The 14,086-nt window shown below is 68.3% G+C and carries 11 protein-coding genes and 2 riboswitches; of the genes, 5 read left to right on the forward strand and 6 right to left on the reverse strand.

Going from position 1 to position 14,086, the window contains the following annotated elements:
• Window positions 1-37: 37 nt before the first annotated feature.
• The 3 genes from AC5RVG_RS08790 to gcvH are packed head-to-tail and all read right to left on the reverse strand — an operon-like array spanning window position 38 to window position 3,171.
• Window positions 38-1,453 carry an L-serine ammonia-lyase gene (locus tag AC5RVG_RS08790; RefSeq protein WP_494013538.1) on the reverse strand — a complete coding sequence of 472 codons (1,416 nt, stop codon included), beginning with the start codon at window positions 1,451-1,453 and terminating at the stop codon, window positions 38-40.
• 9 nt (window positions 1,454-1,462) lie between these two features.
• Window positions 1,463-2,776: a serine hydroxymethyltransferase gene (gene glyA, locus AC5RVG_RS08795; RefSeq protein ID WP_494013773.1), complete on the reverse strand. Its 1,314-nt coding sequence runs from the start codon at window positions 2,774-2,776 to the stop codon at window positions 1,463-1,465.
• A gap of 8 nt (window positions 2,777-2,784) precedes the next feature.
• Window positions 2,785-3,171 carry a glycine cleavage system protein GcvH gene (gene gcvH, locus AC5RVG_RS08800; protein WP_493989946.1) on the reverse strand — a complete coding sequence of 129 codons (387 nt, stop codon included), beginning with the start codon at window positions 3,169-3,171 and terminating at the stop codon, window positions 2,785-2,787.
• Window positions 3,172-3,612: 441 nt separating this feature from the next.
• A riboswitch (glycine riboswitch) is annotated at window positions 3,613-3,714 on the reverse strand.
• 437 nt (window positions 3,715-4,151) lie between these two features.
• On the opposite strand from gcvH, the gene AC5RVG_RS08805 reads away from it, so the two are divergent.
• Together AC5RVG_RS08805 and AC5RVG_RS08810 are read left to right on the forward strand one after the other, a co-directional pair.
• Window positions 4,152-4,940 carry a peptidoglycan-binding protein gene (locus AC5RVG_RS08805; protein WP_494013539.1) on the forward strand — a complete coding sequence of 263 codons (789 nt, stop codon included), beginning with the start codon at window positions 4,152-4,154 and terminating at the stop codon, window positions 4,938-4,940.
• A 7-nt stretch (window positions 4,941-4,947) separates the two neighbouring features.
• Entirely contained in the window at window positions 4,948-7,419 is a 2,472-nt protein-coding gene (locus AC5RVG_RS08810) for a hypothetical protein (protein WP_494013540.1), read from the forward strand.
• A 109-nt stretch (window positions 7,420-7,528) separates the two neighbouring features.
• Here AC5RVG_RS08810 and AC5RVG_RS08815 read toward each other — a convergent pair whose 3' ends face one another.
• Both AC5RVG_RS08815 and AC5RVG_RS08820 read right to left on the reverse strand, forming a co-directional pair.
• Window positions 7,529-9,106 carry an amino acid permease gene (locus AC5RVG_RS08815; protein WP_494013541.1) on the reverse strand — a complete coding sequence of 526 codons (1,578 nt, stop codon included), beginning with the start codon at window positions 9,104-9,106 and terminating at the stop codon, window positions 7,529-7,531.
• Window positions 9,107-9,365: 259 nt separating this feature from the next.
• Window positions 9,366-10,178: an SGNH/GDSL hydrolase family protein gene (locus AC5RVG_RS08820; protein WP_494013542.1), complete on the reverse strand. Its 813-nt coding sequence runs from the start codon at window positions 10,176-10,178 to the stop codon at window positions 9,366-9,368.
• A gap of 170 nt (window positions 10,179-10,348) precedes the next feature.
• On the opposite strand from AC5RVG_RS08820, the gene AC5RVG_RS08825 reads away from it, so the two are divergent.
• The 3 genes from AC5RVG_RS08825 to AC5RVG_RS08835 all read left to right on the forward strand — a co-directional run bounded on the left by AC5RVG_RS08825 (window position 10,349) and on the right by AC5RVG_RS08835 (window position 12,550).
• Window positions 10,349-10,489 (forward strand): hypothetical protein, encoded by a 141-nt coding sequence (locus tag AC5RVG_RS08825; RefSeq protein WP_493979801.1) that lies wholly within the window; start codon window positions 10,349-10,351, stop codon window positions 10,487-10,489.
• Between the two features lie 155 nt (window positions 10,490-10,644).
• Window positions 10,645-11,712, forward strand: a complete 1,068-nt coding sequence (locus tag AC5RVG_RS08830) for a hypothetical protein (RefSeq protein ID WP_494013543.1) — start codon at window positions 10,645-10,647, stop codon at window positions 11,710-11,712.
• Between the two features lie 13 nt (window positions 11,713-11,725).
• Window positions 11,726-12,550, forward strand: coding sequence for an oxidoreductase (locus tag AC5RVG_RS08835; protein WP_494013774.1), 825 nt, complete (start codon window positions 11,726-11,728; stop codon window positions 12,548-12,550).
• Between the two features lie 18 nt (window positions 12,551-12,568).
• On the opposite strand, the gene AC5RVG_RS08840 is transcribed toward AC5RVG_RS08835, so the two are convergent.
• Entirely contained in the window at window positions 12,569-13,945 is a 1,377-nt protein-coding gene (locus AC5RVG_RS08840; RefSeq protein ID WP_494013544.1) for an NtaA/DmoA family FMN-dependent monooxygenase, read from the reverse strand.
• A gap of 30 nt (window positions 13,946-13,975) precedes the next feature.
• Window positions 13,976-14,085, reverse strand: a riboswitch (TPP riboswitch).
• Between the last annotated feature and the right edge of the window lies 1 nt (window position 14,086).

Raw genomic sequence — 14,086 nt, forward strand, 5'->3', positions numbered from 1 at the left:
TACCGGCGCCCGCGGGGCTTAGCCGGACCGGGCGCGCCTAGCATTCGACGACGTTGACGGCCAGGCCTCCCATCGCGGTTTCCTTGTACTTGGAGCTCATGTCCTTGCCGGTTTCGCGCATCGTGATGATGACTTCGTCCAGCGAGACGCGGTGCGTGCCGTCGCCCCAGAGCGCCATCTTGGCTGCGTTCACGGCTTTGGCGGCGCCGATGGCGTTGCGTTCGATGCAGGGGATCTGCACCAGGCCGCCGATCGGGTCGCAGGTCAGCCCCAGGTTGTGCTCCATGGCGATCTCGGCGGCATTTTCCACCTGCGCTGGACTGCCGCCCATCACCTCGGCCAGTCCCGCTGCGGCCATGGAGGACGCGGAGCCCACCTCGCCCTGGCAGCCGACCTCGGCGCCGGAGATGGAGGCCTGCTCCTTGTAGAGGACCCCGACGGCGGCGGCCGCCAGTAGGAACTTCACGATGACGTCTTCCTTGTCCGCCTGCGTCGCCTTGTCCATGCCCGGCGCGTAGTGCGTGGCGTAGAACATGACCGCGGGGATGATGCCGGCCGCTCCGTTGGTCGGTGCGGTGACGACGCGGCCGCCCGAGGCGTTCTCCTCGTTCACCGCAAGGGCCACCAGGTTGACCCATTCCTGCCAGTATTTGTGGTCCCGGTCCTTGTCCTCCTTGCGCAGCCGCTCATGCCAGGCGGGGGCCCGACGGCGGACGTTCAGCCCGCCGGGCAGGACACCTTCGCGCCTGATGGCGGAGTCCTTGCAGTCCTCCATCACCTGCCAGATGTGGATCAGGCCGGCACGAATCTCCGCCTCGGAGCGCGACGCCTTCTCGTTGAGCATCATGATGTCGCTGATGCCCAGGCCGGTGTTGCGGCAGTGTTCCAGCAGTTCCGCCGCCGTCCGGAAGGGGTAGGGGAGGGGCTCCTGGGCGGCATCCGGCTCCCGGGCCGCCGCACCTTCCTCGCCGTCGCGGACCACGAAGCCGCCGCCCACGGAAAAGAACGTCGCCTCGTGAAGGACGGCGCCGGCGTCGTCGGTCACCTGGAATTTCATCCCGTTGGTGTGCCGGGGCAGCACGGTGAGCGGATGCTGCACCATGTCCTCGACCCGGTAGTCGAGGGCCCGTCCGGCCGAGCCCTCGACCCGCGCGCACAACTGCAGCTCGCCGGCCGAGGCCATCTCTGCCAGCCGGGATTCAACGTCGTCCGGGAGGATCTGCTCGGGCTGGAAACCTTCCAGCCCGAGCATCACCGCCGTGAACGTGCCGTGGCCGCGGCCGGTGGCCGCGAGGGATCCGTAGAGGTCCACCCGCAGCCCGGCGACCCGGTCCAGCACACCGGTTGACACCAGTTCCCCGGCGAAGACGGCGGCTGCCCGCATCGGGCCGACGGTGTGCGAACTGGAGGGACCGATGCCCACGGTAAAGAGGTCGAAGACGCCTACGGCCATGATGGCTCCTCAGTGCCCTTCGGTGGGCGTGGAAACCTGTGCCAGGTCAGGGTAGAGCGGATGCGCCTGGGCCAGTGCCTCCACCCGGGTCTTCAGGCCGGACAGGTCAGCGGCCGGCCCGGCAATGAGGGCCTCGGCGATGATGTCCGCGACCTCGCGGAACGCCGCGTCGCCGAAGCCGCGGGTGGCCAGCGCCGGCGTGCCGATGCGCAGGCCGGAGGTGACCATGGGCGGCCGCGGGTCGAACGGCACCGCGTTGCGGTTGACCGTGATGTCGATGGTCGCCAGCAGGTCCTCGCCCTGCTGGCCGTCCAGCTCGGAATTGCGGAGGTCAACCAGGACCAGGTGCACGTCGGTGCCGCCGGTCAGCACCGTGATGCCCTTCTCCGCGACGTCCTGCTGCGACAGCCGCTCGGCCAGGATCCGTGCGCCCGCCAGCGTGCGCTGCTGGCGGTCGGCGAATTCCTCGGAGGCGGCAACCTTGAACGCCACGGCCTTGCCCGCGATGACATGTTCGAGCGGCCCGCCCTGCTGGCCGGGGAACACCGCGGAATTGATCTTCTTGGCGATGTCCGCCTCGTTGGTCAGAATGATGCCGCCGCGCGGGCCCGCCAGCGTCTTGTGCGTGGTGGACGTGACCACGTGCGCGTGCGGCACCGGGCTGGCGTGCAGGCCGGCGGCCACCAGGCCGGCGATGTGCGCCATGTCCACCATCAGGTACGCCCCGACGGCGTCGGCGATCCGCCGGAATTCCGCGAAGTCGAGCTCGCGCGGGTAGGCGGACCAGCCGGCGATGATTAGCTGCGGCTGGTGCTCGTGCGCCAGCCGCTCCACCTCCGCCATGTCGACCCGGTGGTCCTCCTCGGAGACGCCGTAGGCGGCCACGTTGTAGAGCCTGCCGGAGAAGTTGATCTTCATGCCGTGGGTCAGGTGCCCGCCGTGGGCCAGGTTCAGGCCCAGGATCGTGTCGCCGGGCTTGATCATGGCGTGCATCACCGAGGCGTTCGCCTGCGCACCGGAGTGCGGCTGGACGTTGGCGAAACCGGCGCCGAACAGCTCCTTGACCCGGTCGATGGCCAGCTGCTCGATCACGTCAACGTGCTCGCAGCCGCCGTAGTACCGGCGCCCCGGGTAACCCTCGGCGTACTTGTTGGTCAGCACCGAGCCCTGCGCCTGCATGACGGCGACGGGGGTGTGGTTCTCCGAGGCGATCATCTCCAGCCCGGACTGCTGGCGGCGCAGCTCGTTGTCGATCTGGGCGGCGATTTCCGGATCGAGGACACCCAGGTCCACGTTCAGGCTGGTGCTGGCGACCGCCGCCATGGCCGCGCTCACGCTACTTCACCACCGTTGGCGGAGGCGTACTCCTCCGCGGAGAGCAGGGGGCCTTCCTCCGACACCTGGACGGTGAACAGCCAGCCGGCACCGTAGGGGTCATCGTTGATCACGGCGGGATCGGCCACGGCGTCGCCGTTGACTTCGATGACCTCGCCGGTCACCGGAGAGTAGAGGTCCGAAACGGATTTGGTGGACTCGATTTCACCGCAGGTCTCGCCGGCCGTCACGACGGTACCGACCTCGGGGAGATCCACGTACACGATGTCGCCCAGCGCCTCGGTTGCCACGGCAGAAACGCCGATCCTGGACGGGCCGGAACCGTCGGCGGCCACCCACTCGTGCTCCGCGGAGTATCGTAGTTCGGCGTTGACTTTGCTCACTGTGATGCCTTTCTTAACACGCTTTTGTTGAGGAGAGGAGAGGAGGCCGCCTCGGTCCCTGCCATGCACCCGTTTTTGTTTGCCGTGACGCTTCGTGCGCGGAAGCACGTGCGGACGGCGATCATGGCTTCGATGAAGCGGTCGATGGCCGCCAGATCTCCGGACTCCTCGGCTCGAGGATCAGGGCGCCGGGCACAGCGGGAACGACGGGGCGGGGATCAAGGTGGGGCCAGGGCCGGCAACCAAGTATTTGAATGTCTGCGAAGGACGCGCCGCTGCAGACAGGAAGTCATGAGGAACTCCAAGATCGGGCCGGCCCGAGGGCTCGGCTGGGATTGGGGTTCCTCCCCGCTCTGTATTTGACCTGAGAGATTCCGCGGAGTGTGTTCCGCTTGCACCGTCGGTGAGCCAGGCTGCTGCCTGACTGCTTTCCAGAGTTGCCTAGCCGCGGCGGTACATGGGCCTGAGAGATTCCTGGGGAGGATTTGCTCCTACGGCGCCTGCCCGGATGGTGTGCGGAGAGGACTCTCCCGCCACGGTTCGAAAGGCATTCAGTTGTGGGTGATTCGCCTCACACCCTACACACAGTGCCCGTGGGATCCCAAATTGCGGCGCCAGAGATTAGGCCCTGTCGCCGATCCAGGGTTGTGCCGGCCGCCAATTCGAGGTCGCGTCCCGCCGGCCGTTACTCTCCGGTCCCGGCGGCCGCCACTCTCCGATCTCACGGGCCGCCGCTCTCCGATGGTCCTGCCGGCAGCCACTCCCGTCCCGGCACATCCAGGGTCGCGTGCGCCGCTGCGCGTCCTGGAGAACGCCGATGCCTACACAATGAATGGATTCATCAGTATGCTTTGCGTTGATGTCCTCGAGAGGAAGGCTGATGACCAAGGCGCCGGTACCGCCGGGCCGTTGACAAGAATCGACAGGTTTCGCCAACGGGTTGGAACGAATGGCGCTCTGCGCCGGAGACGGAGATTTTGATGAGCAACGACATGGGACGCACGCCGCTATCGCCGGAGGAGCTCGAATCGCAGTCCGGGACCGCGCTGCCGGACAAGGAAGTCGCGTCCATCCTGGATCTCAATGCCGATCTCGACCTGGCCATCGATGCGGCCGCGCCGATCGACCTGGCCGTAGCGGCGAACGCCAACGTCGCGGCCCCCATCGATGCCGCCGCCTCGGCCAACCTCCTCTCGGCCGGCTCCACGGCGCAGGCCCTGTCCGACCAGGGAGTCATCATCAACCAGGGCATCACCGCCGACGCGACCGCCGAGTCCACCCAGGACAGCACCATCGACCAGGGCAATGACACCGTGGAGGACGCCGGGGCAACGGCCGGTTCCGCTGCCGGGACGGGCGCCGCCGTCGGCGATTCCGGGCTTGCCCAGGAGGCCACCGGGCAGGAGGCAACTGCCCCTGCGCTGCTGCCGGATGGCACCCTGCCGGACGGGACTTTGCCGGACGGGACCCTTCCCGATGGCACCCTGCCCGACACCGGATCCACTGAAGGCCTTGGGTCGACCCTCGACGGGAACCTGCTCAACGTCAACGTCAATCTGGCCGCGGACGCCGATATTGCCGCCCCGATCAACGGCGCCGTGGCCGCCAACGCCAACGTTGCCGCGCCGATCGACGCCGCGGTGGCCGCGAATATCGGCTCGATCGACAGCAACGCCGTCGCGGTGGCGCAGCAGGACGCCATCATCAACCAGCAGATCGACGGCAGCGCCGAGGCCAGCGCCGGCCAGCAGTCCGATCTCGAACAATAGTCCCTGAATGAGCATCAGTCCGAGCCGGCCGCCGGCCACGAGCGACCCGCTGCCCGGCGGCCGGCCGGCTGCCCCTTCGGTTGACGTCCCGGCCCTGGCCGAGGGCGTGCAGTTCCTCGGACCGGCACGGGGATCCGGCTACCGGGAGCCGCCCGCGCTGGTCCGGCGCGCGGACGGGCAGACGCTCCAGCTCACCCCGCTCCTGTATGCGGTCCTGGAGGGCGTCGACGGCGTCCGGGGCCTCGACCAGATAGCCGAACACGCCGGCGAGACGTCCGGCCGGCTGATCACTGCCGGAAACGTGCAGACCCTGATCGAAAAGCAGCTGCTGCCGCTGGGCCTGCTGCGGCTCGCGGACGGCTCGCAGCCCGACGTCAAAAAGGCCAGCCCGCTGCTGGGCATGCGCTTCCGCTACACGGTCACGGATCCCGCGCTGACCCGGAAGCTGACCGCTCCATTCGCCGTCCTGTTCCATCCGCTGATCGCCCTGCCCGTGACCTTGGCCTTCTTGGCGGCGTGCTGGTGGGTGCTCATGGTCAAGGGCCTCGGCTCGGCAACGCACCAAGCCTTCGCCAACCCCGGGCTGCTGCTCCTGGTGTTCGCCATCACCATCCTCTCGGCCGGCTTCCACGAGTTCGGCCATGCCGCCGGCGCGCGCCGCGGCGGCGCAACCCCGGGAGCCATGGGCGTGGGCCTGTACCTGATTTGGCCCGCTTTCTACACCGATGTCACCGATTCCTACCGGTTGGGGCGCGGCGGCCGGCTCCGCACGGATCTGGGCGGCCTGTACTTTAACGCCATCGTTGTGGTGGGCACGATAGGCGTCTGGTGGCTCACCGGCTTCGACGCGTTGCTGCTGGTGGTGGTGACCCAGATACTGCAGATGGTGCGCCAACTGCTGCCCCTGGTCCGCTTCGACGGGTATCACATTCTCGCCGACGCAACCGGGGTTCCCGACCTGTTCCAACGGATCAAGCCCACCCTGCTGGGGCTGCTGCCTTGGCGGTGGTCCGATCCCGAACCCAAGCTGCTCAAGCCCTGGGCCCGGGCCGTCGTGACCGCCTGGGTCCTGGTCACGGTTCCGCTGCTCCTGTTTTGCCTGGCCATGATGGTGGTCTCGCTTCCCCGGATTTTGGGGACGGCCTGGGCCAGCATCGTGGATCAACAAAGGCTGCTGGCCGCTGCCGGTTCCGACGGCGACGTCGCCGGCATGGCCGTGCGCGTCCTGGCGATTACCGCCGTCGCGCTTCCCGTTCTCGGGATTGCCTACATCCTGCTGCGGATGGCCCGCCAGCTTGGCGCGGCGGCCTGGGCGAAAACCCGTGGCCGGCCCCTCCGCCGGGTGACCGCCATGGCCGCCGCCGCGGCCGTTCTCGCCGGCCTGGCCTGTGCCTGGTGGCCCGACGACGGCGCCTACCGTCCGGTGCAGCCCTACGAACGCGGAACCCTGTTCGATGCGGCGGCTTCCTTCGCCCCGATGTCACCGGCGGGGCTGGCCGACGGCGGCGCAGGGCAAACGGTGGCGGCGTGGCCCTCCGGCAGCGATCTGCCCACGGCGGAGAAGCCCCAACTGGCGATGGTCCTCGTTCCCCGCGACCTGCAGGCCGGGCACCAGGAGACCGCTACGGCGGACACCGGTGAGGATTTACAGCACGACGGCGGTTCCGGCACCACCGGTACCGACGCCGGCGCCGGAACACCGCCGGCCTGGGTCTTCCCGTTCGACCGACCGCTGGCCCCCGGGGAGGACGGAAACCAGGCCCTGGCCGTCAACGTTGAGGACGGGTCCGTGGTTTACGACGTCGCCTTCGCCCTGGTCTGGGCCGAAGACGGGCCGGTAGACGCCACGAACGAGGCCTACGCCTTCGCTTCCTGCCGGGGCTGCACCGCCGTCGCCGTCGGCTTCCAGGTTGTCCTGATCCTCGGCCAGGCCGACGTCGTCGTCCCCCAAAACCTCTCGGCGGCGGCCAACTACAACTGCGTCGAGTGCCTCACCTACGCGCTCGCCAGCCAGTTGGTCCTTACCCTGGACGGCCCGCTCAGCGACGCCGGCATGGAGAAACTGGGAACCCTGTGGGAGGAGATTGCGGCCTACGGCCGGTCGCTCGAAGACGTCCCCCTGGACGAAATCCAGGCCCGGCTGAACGACTACAAGATGCGCATCCTCGGCATCATCGAACAGGACGCCGCCATCGGTGACGGCAGCGCCGGCGCAGGCACCGGCACCGGCACGGACACCGACGCGGAGTCCAACACCCAGCCGACCTCGGACCCGGGCTCGCAGCCGGAGGCAACACCTCCGGCGGACACCGGCAGCGTCCAGCCGCCGGCCCCGGCAGAGACACCCGCCGGAGAACCCGACCCCGGTACGGCGATGACGTCCCCGACACCGATGCCCACCGGCACGCCCGAGCCCGAACCAGCGCCCGCCCAGGAGCCTGCCCCCGCCGAGGAACCCGCCCCGGCGCCGAGCGGGTGATGCCCGGCAGCTGCCGGGCATCACGTGGCGAGCGGCTACGGCCGGGGCCCCGCAGCGCTTGGCTACCGGCGGCGCCCCGCTGCGCCTGGGTAACTCCGGGGCAGCAGGGTCACCGGGTGGCGCCGGCGGGTTCGTCCTCGAGGTCCTCCGGTGATTGGAGGTCCATCTCGAGCAGCGGCACCATCGTGGACTTGGTGATGAGGCGGTGGGCCAGCCACAGGGCGATGAAGACCGGCAGCCCGATGTAGGAGGAAAGCACCTCCATGCCCCGTCCGGCCAGCACGGCCTCGTAGTTCTGTCCGGCGATCACCAGGACCAGCATGGCGAAGGCCAGCAGCGGGCCGACGGGGAACAGGGAGGCCTTGTACGGCAGGTCGCTGACCTTGTTGCCCTGGGCCAGAAAGCCGCGCCTGAAGCGGTAGTGGGAGATGGCGATTCCCGCCCACACGATAAAACCGCACAGGCCTGACATATTCAGCAGCCAGGAGTAGGCCGCGCCCTGGCCGACGATCGCGGAGAGGAACCCGAAGAGTCCCACGGCCGCGGTGGCCAGGAGCGCCGGAATCGGCACGCCGCGCGCATTAGTACGTCGGAAGATTTTCAGGGCCTTGCCGTCATGGGCCATGGCGTAAAGCATGCGCGTGGAGGCATATAGGCCGGAGTTGCCCGCCGAGAGGATGGCGGTCAGGATCACCGCGTTCATCAGAGCCGCCGCGAAGGCAATCCCGGCGCGCGAGAAGACGAGCGTGAACGGGGACACTGCGACATCGGCCTCGCCGGAGGCCAGCAGACTCGGATCGGTGAACGGGATCAGGCAGCCGATGATGAAGATGGCGCCAATGTAGAAGAGCATGATGCGCCAGAAGACGGTGCGGATGGCCTTCGGCACTTCGCGGCGCGGGTTCTTGGCTTCGCCCGCGGCCACGCCCACCAGTTCGGTGCCCTGGAAGGAGAACCCGGCAATCATGAAGACCGAGATGATCGAGACCCAACCACCGTGGAACACATCATCGCGGTTCTCCCAGTTGCTCAGGCCCGGGGAGTTGTCCCCAAGGATGCCGACGATCATCAACACACCGGCGATCAGGAAGAGCACCACCGCGGCGACCTTGATCAGGGAGAGCCAGAACTCCGACTCCCCGAAAGACTTGGCGGAGAGGGCGTTGAGCCCGGTCAAGACAAGCAGGAAAATCCCGGCCCACACCCAGCCCGGGACTCCCGGGAACCAGAAGTCCATGATGATTCCGGCGGCGACCAGCTCGGCGGCCACCGTGATGGCCCAGTTGAACCAGTAGTTCCAGCCGATCGCGAACCCGAAGGACGGCGAGACAAAACGGGTCGCAAAGGTCTGGAAGGAACCGGCCACCGGAATCTTGGCCGACATTTCGCCCAGCGACTGCATCAGCAGGAACACCATCAGTCCGACCAACGCATAGGCGGCCAAGGCTCCGCCGGGACCCGCCTGGGAAATCGTGCCGCCCGAGGCCACGAACAGCCCCGTGCCGATCGCACCGCCGATGGCGATCATCTGCAGGTGCCGGCTGCTCAGCCCGCGCTTGAGTTCGTTTCCGGCCTTGCCGGAGATGCGGCCCGCCCCTGCCCCTGGCAAGGATCCGCGTCGTGTTTCTGCAGCGGGTGTGGGCGCGACATCACTGTCGTCTGTATGCGTGGGGGAGCTGAGTCCCATTGTGCCTCCGGAAGGTAGCAGCGGTGGTTCAGCTTTCCGGGCGGGCCCGCCGGAAAGGACGGTGATCAAGCTAACACGCGCAGAAAATGAGTCATCAAGCAGGGCGGATGTTGCTGACAAGAACTTCAAAATCTTACGAGTAGCGGCGTCCCCGCACGAAAAGCAGCAGAGTTGCTAACCCAGCCGCGCTTTTGGGTAGATGTCTCTTGGGCATCTGGTACGGGGCCGTGCTGGGGTGCCCGGTGGCTGACATGCAGGTTCAGCGGTGTCCCTGGAAGGCCTGCCATGTCAGCTCGGCCAGGGCGGCCTGGCCGGCCGGGCCGGGGTGGAAGTAGTCCAGGGTGCTGATCTCGTCGGCGGAGAACTTGTAGGCGTACACGGCGCCCCGGTCCCAGTGACAGTTCCCGTACCGTGCACACGTCTCCGCGAGGATCTCATTGAAGGCCCGCTCGCGGGCAACCACTTCCTGCCGCTGGTCCTCGGTGACCGCTGCGCCGAGCATGGACGGGCAGGTTCCGGCGGCCGCCCAGACGCGACTGGCCTCCTGATCGGTGCGCAGAACGGACCACAGGCGATGAAGGTCGGGAATGCTGCTGACGTAAATGCGGGCCTGCGGCAGCCCGCGGTGCAGCGCCTCGAGGGCAGCCGCGACGTGCCTGGCGAAATCGGCGGTGGACGTCATCGCTGATGCCGACGAGGCACACAGGTCGTTGGCCCCGATGAGCAGGGTGATGTAGTCCGCCTTCTGGGCCACGGCCATGGACGCCTGTCCAGGAAGATCTGCCGCCTTGGCGCCGCTTGCCGAGTCGTTGAAGTTGTTGTTGTTGATCTGGGGGTGCAGCGCCGCCAGCCGCTCGTAGTGGCTGCGGATGTCGTCGGACCGCCCGTCGCCGGTTGACCAGGACTTGGCCGGGTAGTTGCCGGGCCGGCAGCAGGCGTTTGCGGCCTGGGTAATTGAATCTCCGAGTCCCGCAATAGCGCTTGGATACGATCGCGGGGCGACGGATCCAGGCACAGCAAGCAGCGCCAACAGCATCAGCGGCAGGATCAGGAACCGGACGGTGCTGCCCACGGAACCTTCTCCATGTCGACGACTCTAATCACCGACAGCAACTGTCGCCATAGCCCGAGGACGATACGTGAACCCTCCCGAGCGTCATGGATGCCCGGCAGGAGCGGCACCAAGCAGCAGGTGGCGCGTGTCTTGGTCCGGGGAGCGTCCGGTCGACGTAGGCTCGAGTCATGGATGGCGAAGTGACCGAGTTGGAAGGGCAAACCACCATCAATGAACTGCTGGACGAGCCGGTCGGCGTTTCACACATCCAGATGACCCTGCCGATCTATGTCCAGCTCCGGGCGGGCGAGTTCCGCCGTCTTTCCTGAACGCTCCGGCGCAGGTTCACCCCTCTGCCCGGCGGCCGCGCCGGCGATGCTTTTCCGAAGCGCCTCGCTACACTGACGGCATCGACGGTGATCGGGGGACGGGCGCGGTGAAGCGGAAGCGGCGGCAGGGAAGCCGGGGCCGGAGGCTTGGGCCGGTGATGGCGGCAGTGCTGACGGCGGGCACCCTGGCGGCCTGCGGGCAGCTGCCGGGAGATCCGGGGGAACCAGCACGGCCCGAGGCCGAGTTGGTTGACGCCGTCGATTGCACAACAGCACAGCACATGGTCGAACCAAGGAATCCGTCCGTACCTCCGCCGCCGGCGGTCGGCGGCGTGCCCGAAGCCTTCGCGCCGGTCGACGTCATCCGCTGTGATGCCCTGGCGATGGCAACCGTCGAGGACGAGGACGGCCTGTGGTCGGCGGTCACGGAAGAGCGGCTCACCGGAAACATTGACGCGCTGCTCACTGCGCTGGCGCAGCCCAGCGACGGACCCAGGGCGAACCTGGTCTGCACCGCCGACATGGAAATGGTCCCCGATCTGTGGTTGGTGGATGCGGCCGGCAAGGCCATGCGGGCCGCCTGGCCGACGGATTCCTGCGGCAAGACGAAACCCGGGGTCCGCGAGGTCCTGGCGGGCATGACCGTGATCGAGTCCACCCGGCACCGGCTGGAACTGATCCAGCCGAGGGCGGCACTGGATGCCGGTTGCCCCGCCGAGTGGGGCTTCAAGGCGATGCCGGGAGTGACTGAGCTGGCGCCGTTCGAGCAGCCGGGAGCGGAGCAGCCGCGCGGCAGCGGCGAGGGCGTGCCAGGTTCCCCCGGCCTCTTGCCACGCGCCGGCGAGGTCGACGCCTTGAGGATCTGCGAGTACCGGACCGCGCCGGTGCCGGCCGCAGAGGATGAACTGCCCGCCGACGCGCAGCCGGACCTGAATTTTGGCGTCATCCGGATCGTGTCGGGGATTTTTTCCAAGGGCAGGAGCCTGGAGGGCACGGCAAAGGACGCCCTCCTGAACGCGGCCGCACAGGATCCGGATGCTGGCGAATGCGCCGACGACGCAACGGAGTTTGCGGTGCTCTGGCCGCTCGCTGAGGGGCAGGGCGCCGGTGCTCCGCTGACGGTGGAACTCGACGGTTGCCGGCGGCTCTTCGCGCCCGACGGCGCCGGCCGGACGTTGCCGGACGAGGCGCGCACCGCCGTCGTCATGGCTTTGGAAAAGTGAGGCGGGCTTGATGATGACGGACAAAGTCGCCCTGGTTACCGGAGCGTCCTCCGGGATCGGGGAACACACCTGCCGGGAACTGGCACGCGGCGGCTTCACCGTCTATGCGGCCGCGCGCCGGGTGGAGAGGATGCGCCCGTTGGAAGAGCACGGGGTGCGCGTCCTCGAGATGGACCTGGCCGACGACGCGTCGATGGTGCGCGGGGTGGAGCACATCCTGTCGGAGCAGGGACGGCTGGACGTGCTGGTCAACAATGCCGGGTACGCCTCCTACGGCGCCATCGAGAACGTGCCGCTGGAGGACGCCCGGCAGCAGTTCGAAGTGAACCTGTTCGGGCTGGGGCGGCTCATCCAGCTGGCGGTCCCGGCCATGCGGGCCCAGGGTACCGGGCGGATCATCAACGTCTCCTCGATCGGCGGCGTGTTCTACGAACCCCTCGGCGGCTGGTACCACGCGGCCAAATTCGCGGTCGAGGGTTTGTCGGACTGTCTTCGAGTGGAGCTCAGGCCCTTCGGCATCGACGTGGTGATCGTCGAGCCCGGGCCGATCCTGACCGAGTGGGACGCCATCGCGGTGGAGAGCCTGCAGCAGAGTTCCGAAGGCACGGCCTACGCGCCGCAGGCAGAGAGCGTGGCGCGGGCGATTGCCGGGGCGTACACGGAACGCACGGGAACGCGGCCGGACGTTGTGGGCCGGCGCATCGCCCGGGTGGCGGCCGCTCGGCGCACGCGCAGCCGGTACCCGGTCGGCAGGGGCGCGCGGACGATCATGGGCGCCCGCCGGCTGCTGCCCGACCGGGTCTTCGACGCCGTGCTCGCCCGGATCTACCAGCGCTGAGCCGGAGCGGAAGGGCTGCTAAGACGCGACGGAGCGGCTGCCTTTCGGGGAGGCTCCCAGGTGATCGCGCAGGGTGTGTCCCGAATAGGCGGTCCGGAACCGGCCCCGGGCCTGCAGTTCCGGCACCACGCCGTTGACGAAGTCTTCGAGCGAGGACGGGTAGAGGGCCGACATGATCACGAAACCGTCCGCCGCCTTAGAGTCGTAGAGTTCGCACAAGTAGTCGGCGATGTCCGCCGGATCGCCCACGGGCTGGGGTTTCAGCTGGTTCATGGCTTGCGCCAGCGCCAGCTCGCGGACGGTCATGGATTCCCGGCGGGCTGCGGCCAGGAGCATCTGTTCAAAACCCTCGCTGCCCGTGGCCCCGCGATGGGCCAGCAGCAACTCCTCGGCGCTGCCGTCCGGCGTCAGGTCCTCCCGGGCCGCGTGGAGGAGCCGGCCCAACTTCGTCAGGACGTCCTCCTCGTCAAGCGCCGCCTCCAGGCCACGCAGCGCCCGGCGGGCGGCGGCCGGCGTGGCGCCGGTGATCGGCTGGACCGCCGGGAGTACGGCCAGCTGATCCGGATTCCGTCCGGCGGCCGCAGCGCGGGCCCGCAGTTCGGTCCGCACCGCGCGCATTGCGTCCGGGGTGTCGGCGACGGCGAACACGACCTCGGCCCAGCGGGCGGCGAACTCCATGCCGCGCGGGGAGGATCCGGCCTGCATGAGCACCGGCCGTCCCTGCGGGCTGCGCGGCAGGGTGATCGGACCGCGGCTCAGCGGACGGTCGTCGTCGCCGTCGCGCCGGGGCCGTTCGGGTATCCGGCGGACGCGCTCCGGATCCGCAAACCGGCGTCCCGAGGCATCCAGTGTCAGTGCCCCGGGTTCCCAGGTTTCCCACAGGTCCACCACGGCTTGGACGACGTCGTCGGCCCGGTCGTAACGCTCCGACTTGGGCGGGATGGCGGCCAGGCCGAAGTTGGCGGCCTCGGCGTCGGTGGTGGACGTGACGATGTTCCAGGCGACCCGGCCGCCGGAGAGGTGATCCAGCGAGAGCAGCTTCCGGGCGATCGTGTAGGCCGGGGTGAAGGTCGTGGAGATGGTGGCGGCCAGGCCCAGGTGCTTGGTCGCGCCGGCGACCAGCGACAGGGTGACCAAGGGGTCGAGATAGATGGCGCCCTTGCCGCCGGTGACCAGCGTGGTGGCGTAGTCGCCCGTGTTGTCCTCCGGGACGGCCAGCGCGTCGGGCAGGAACAGCATGTCGAAGCAGCCTCGTTCCAGCGTCCGGCCCAGATCGAGGTAAAACTCCGCGCTCAGCCAGTCCCGCCGGGAGAGCGGATGCCGCCAGTTCTCCGAATACTGGCTGGTCGGCGGGTTGACCATCGCCACCAGGTGCATGCCGTCGGATGTCTGCATTGTCGCGCCCTTCTGTTGAGTGAGCAGGGCACGGGTGTGAGGGTTGCTCCCTGCGCTGGCATGATCCAGATCAGGTTCAACGGTCGAAACTTGAGAAGCTTCCTCTCAGCCCGGCTCACCGGACTCCCGTGTACAAGCCAG

The sequence above is a fragment of the Arthrobacter senegalensis genome (assembly GCF_059091765.1).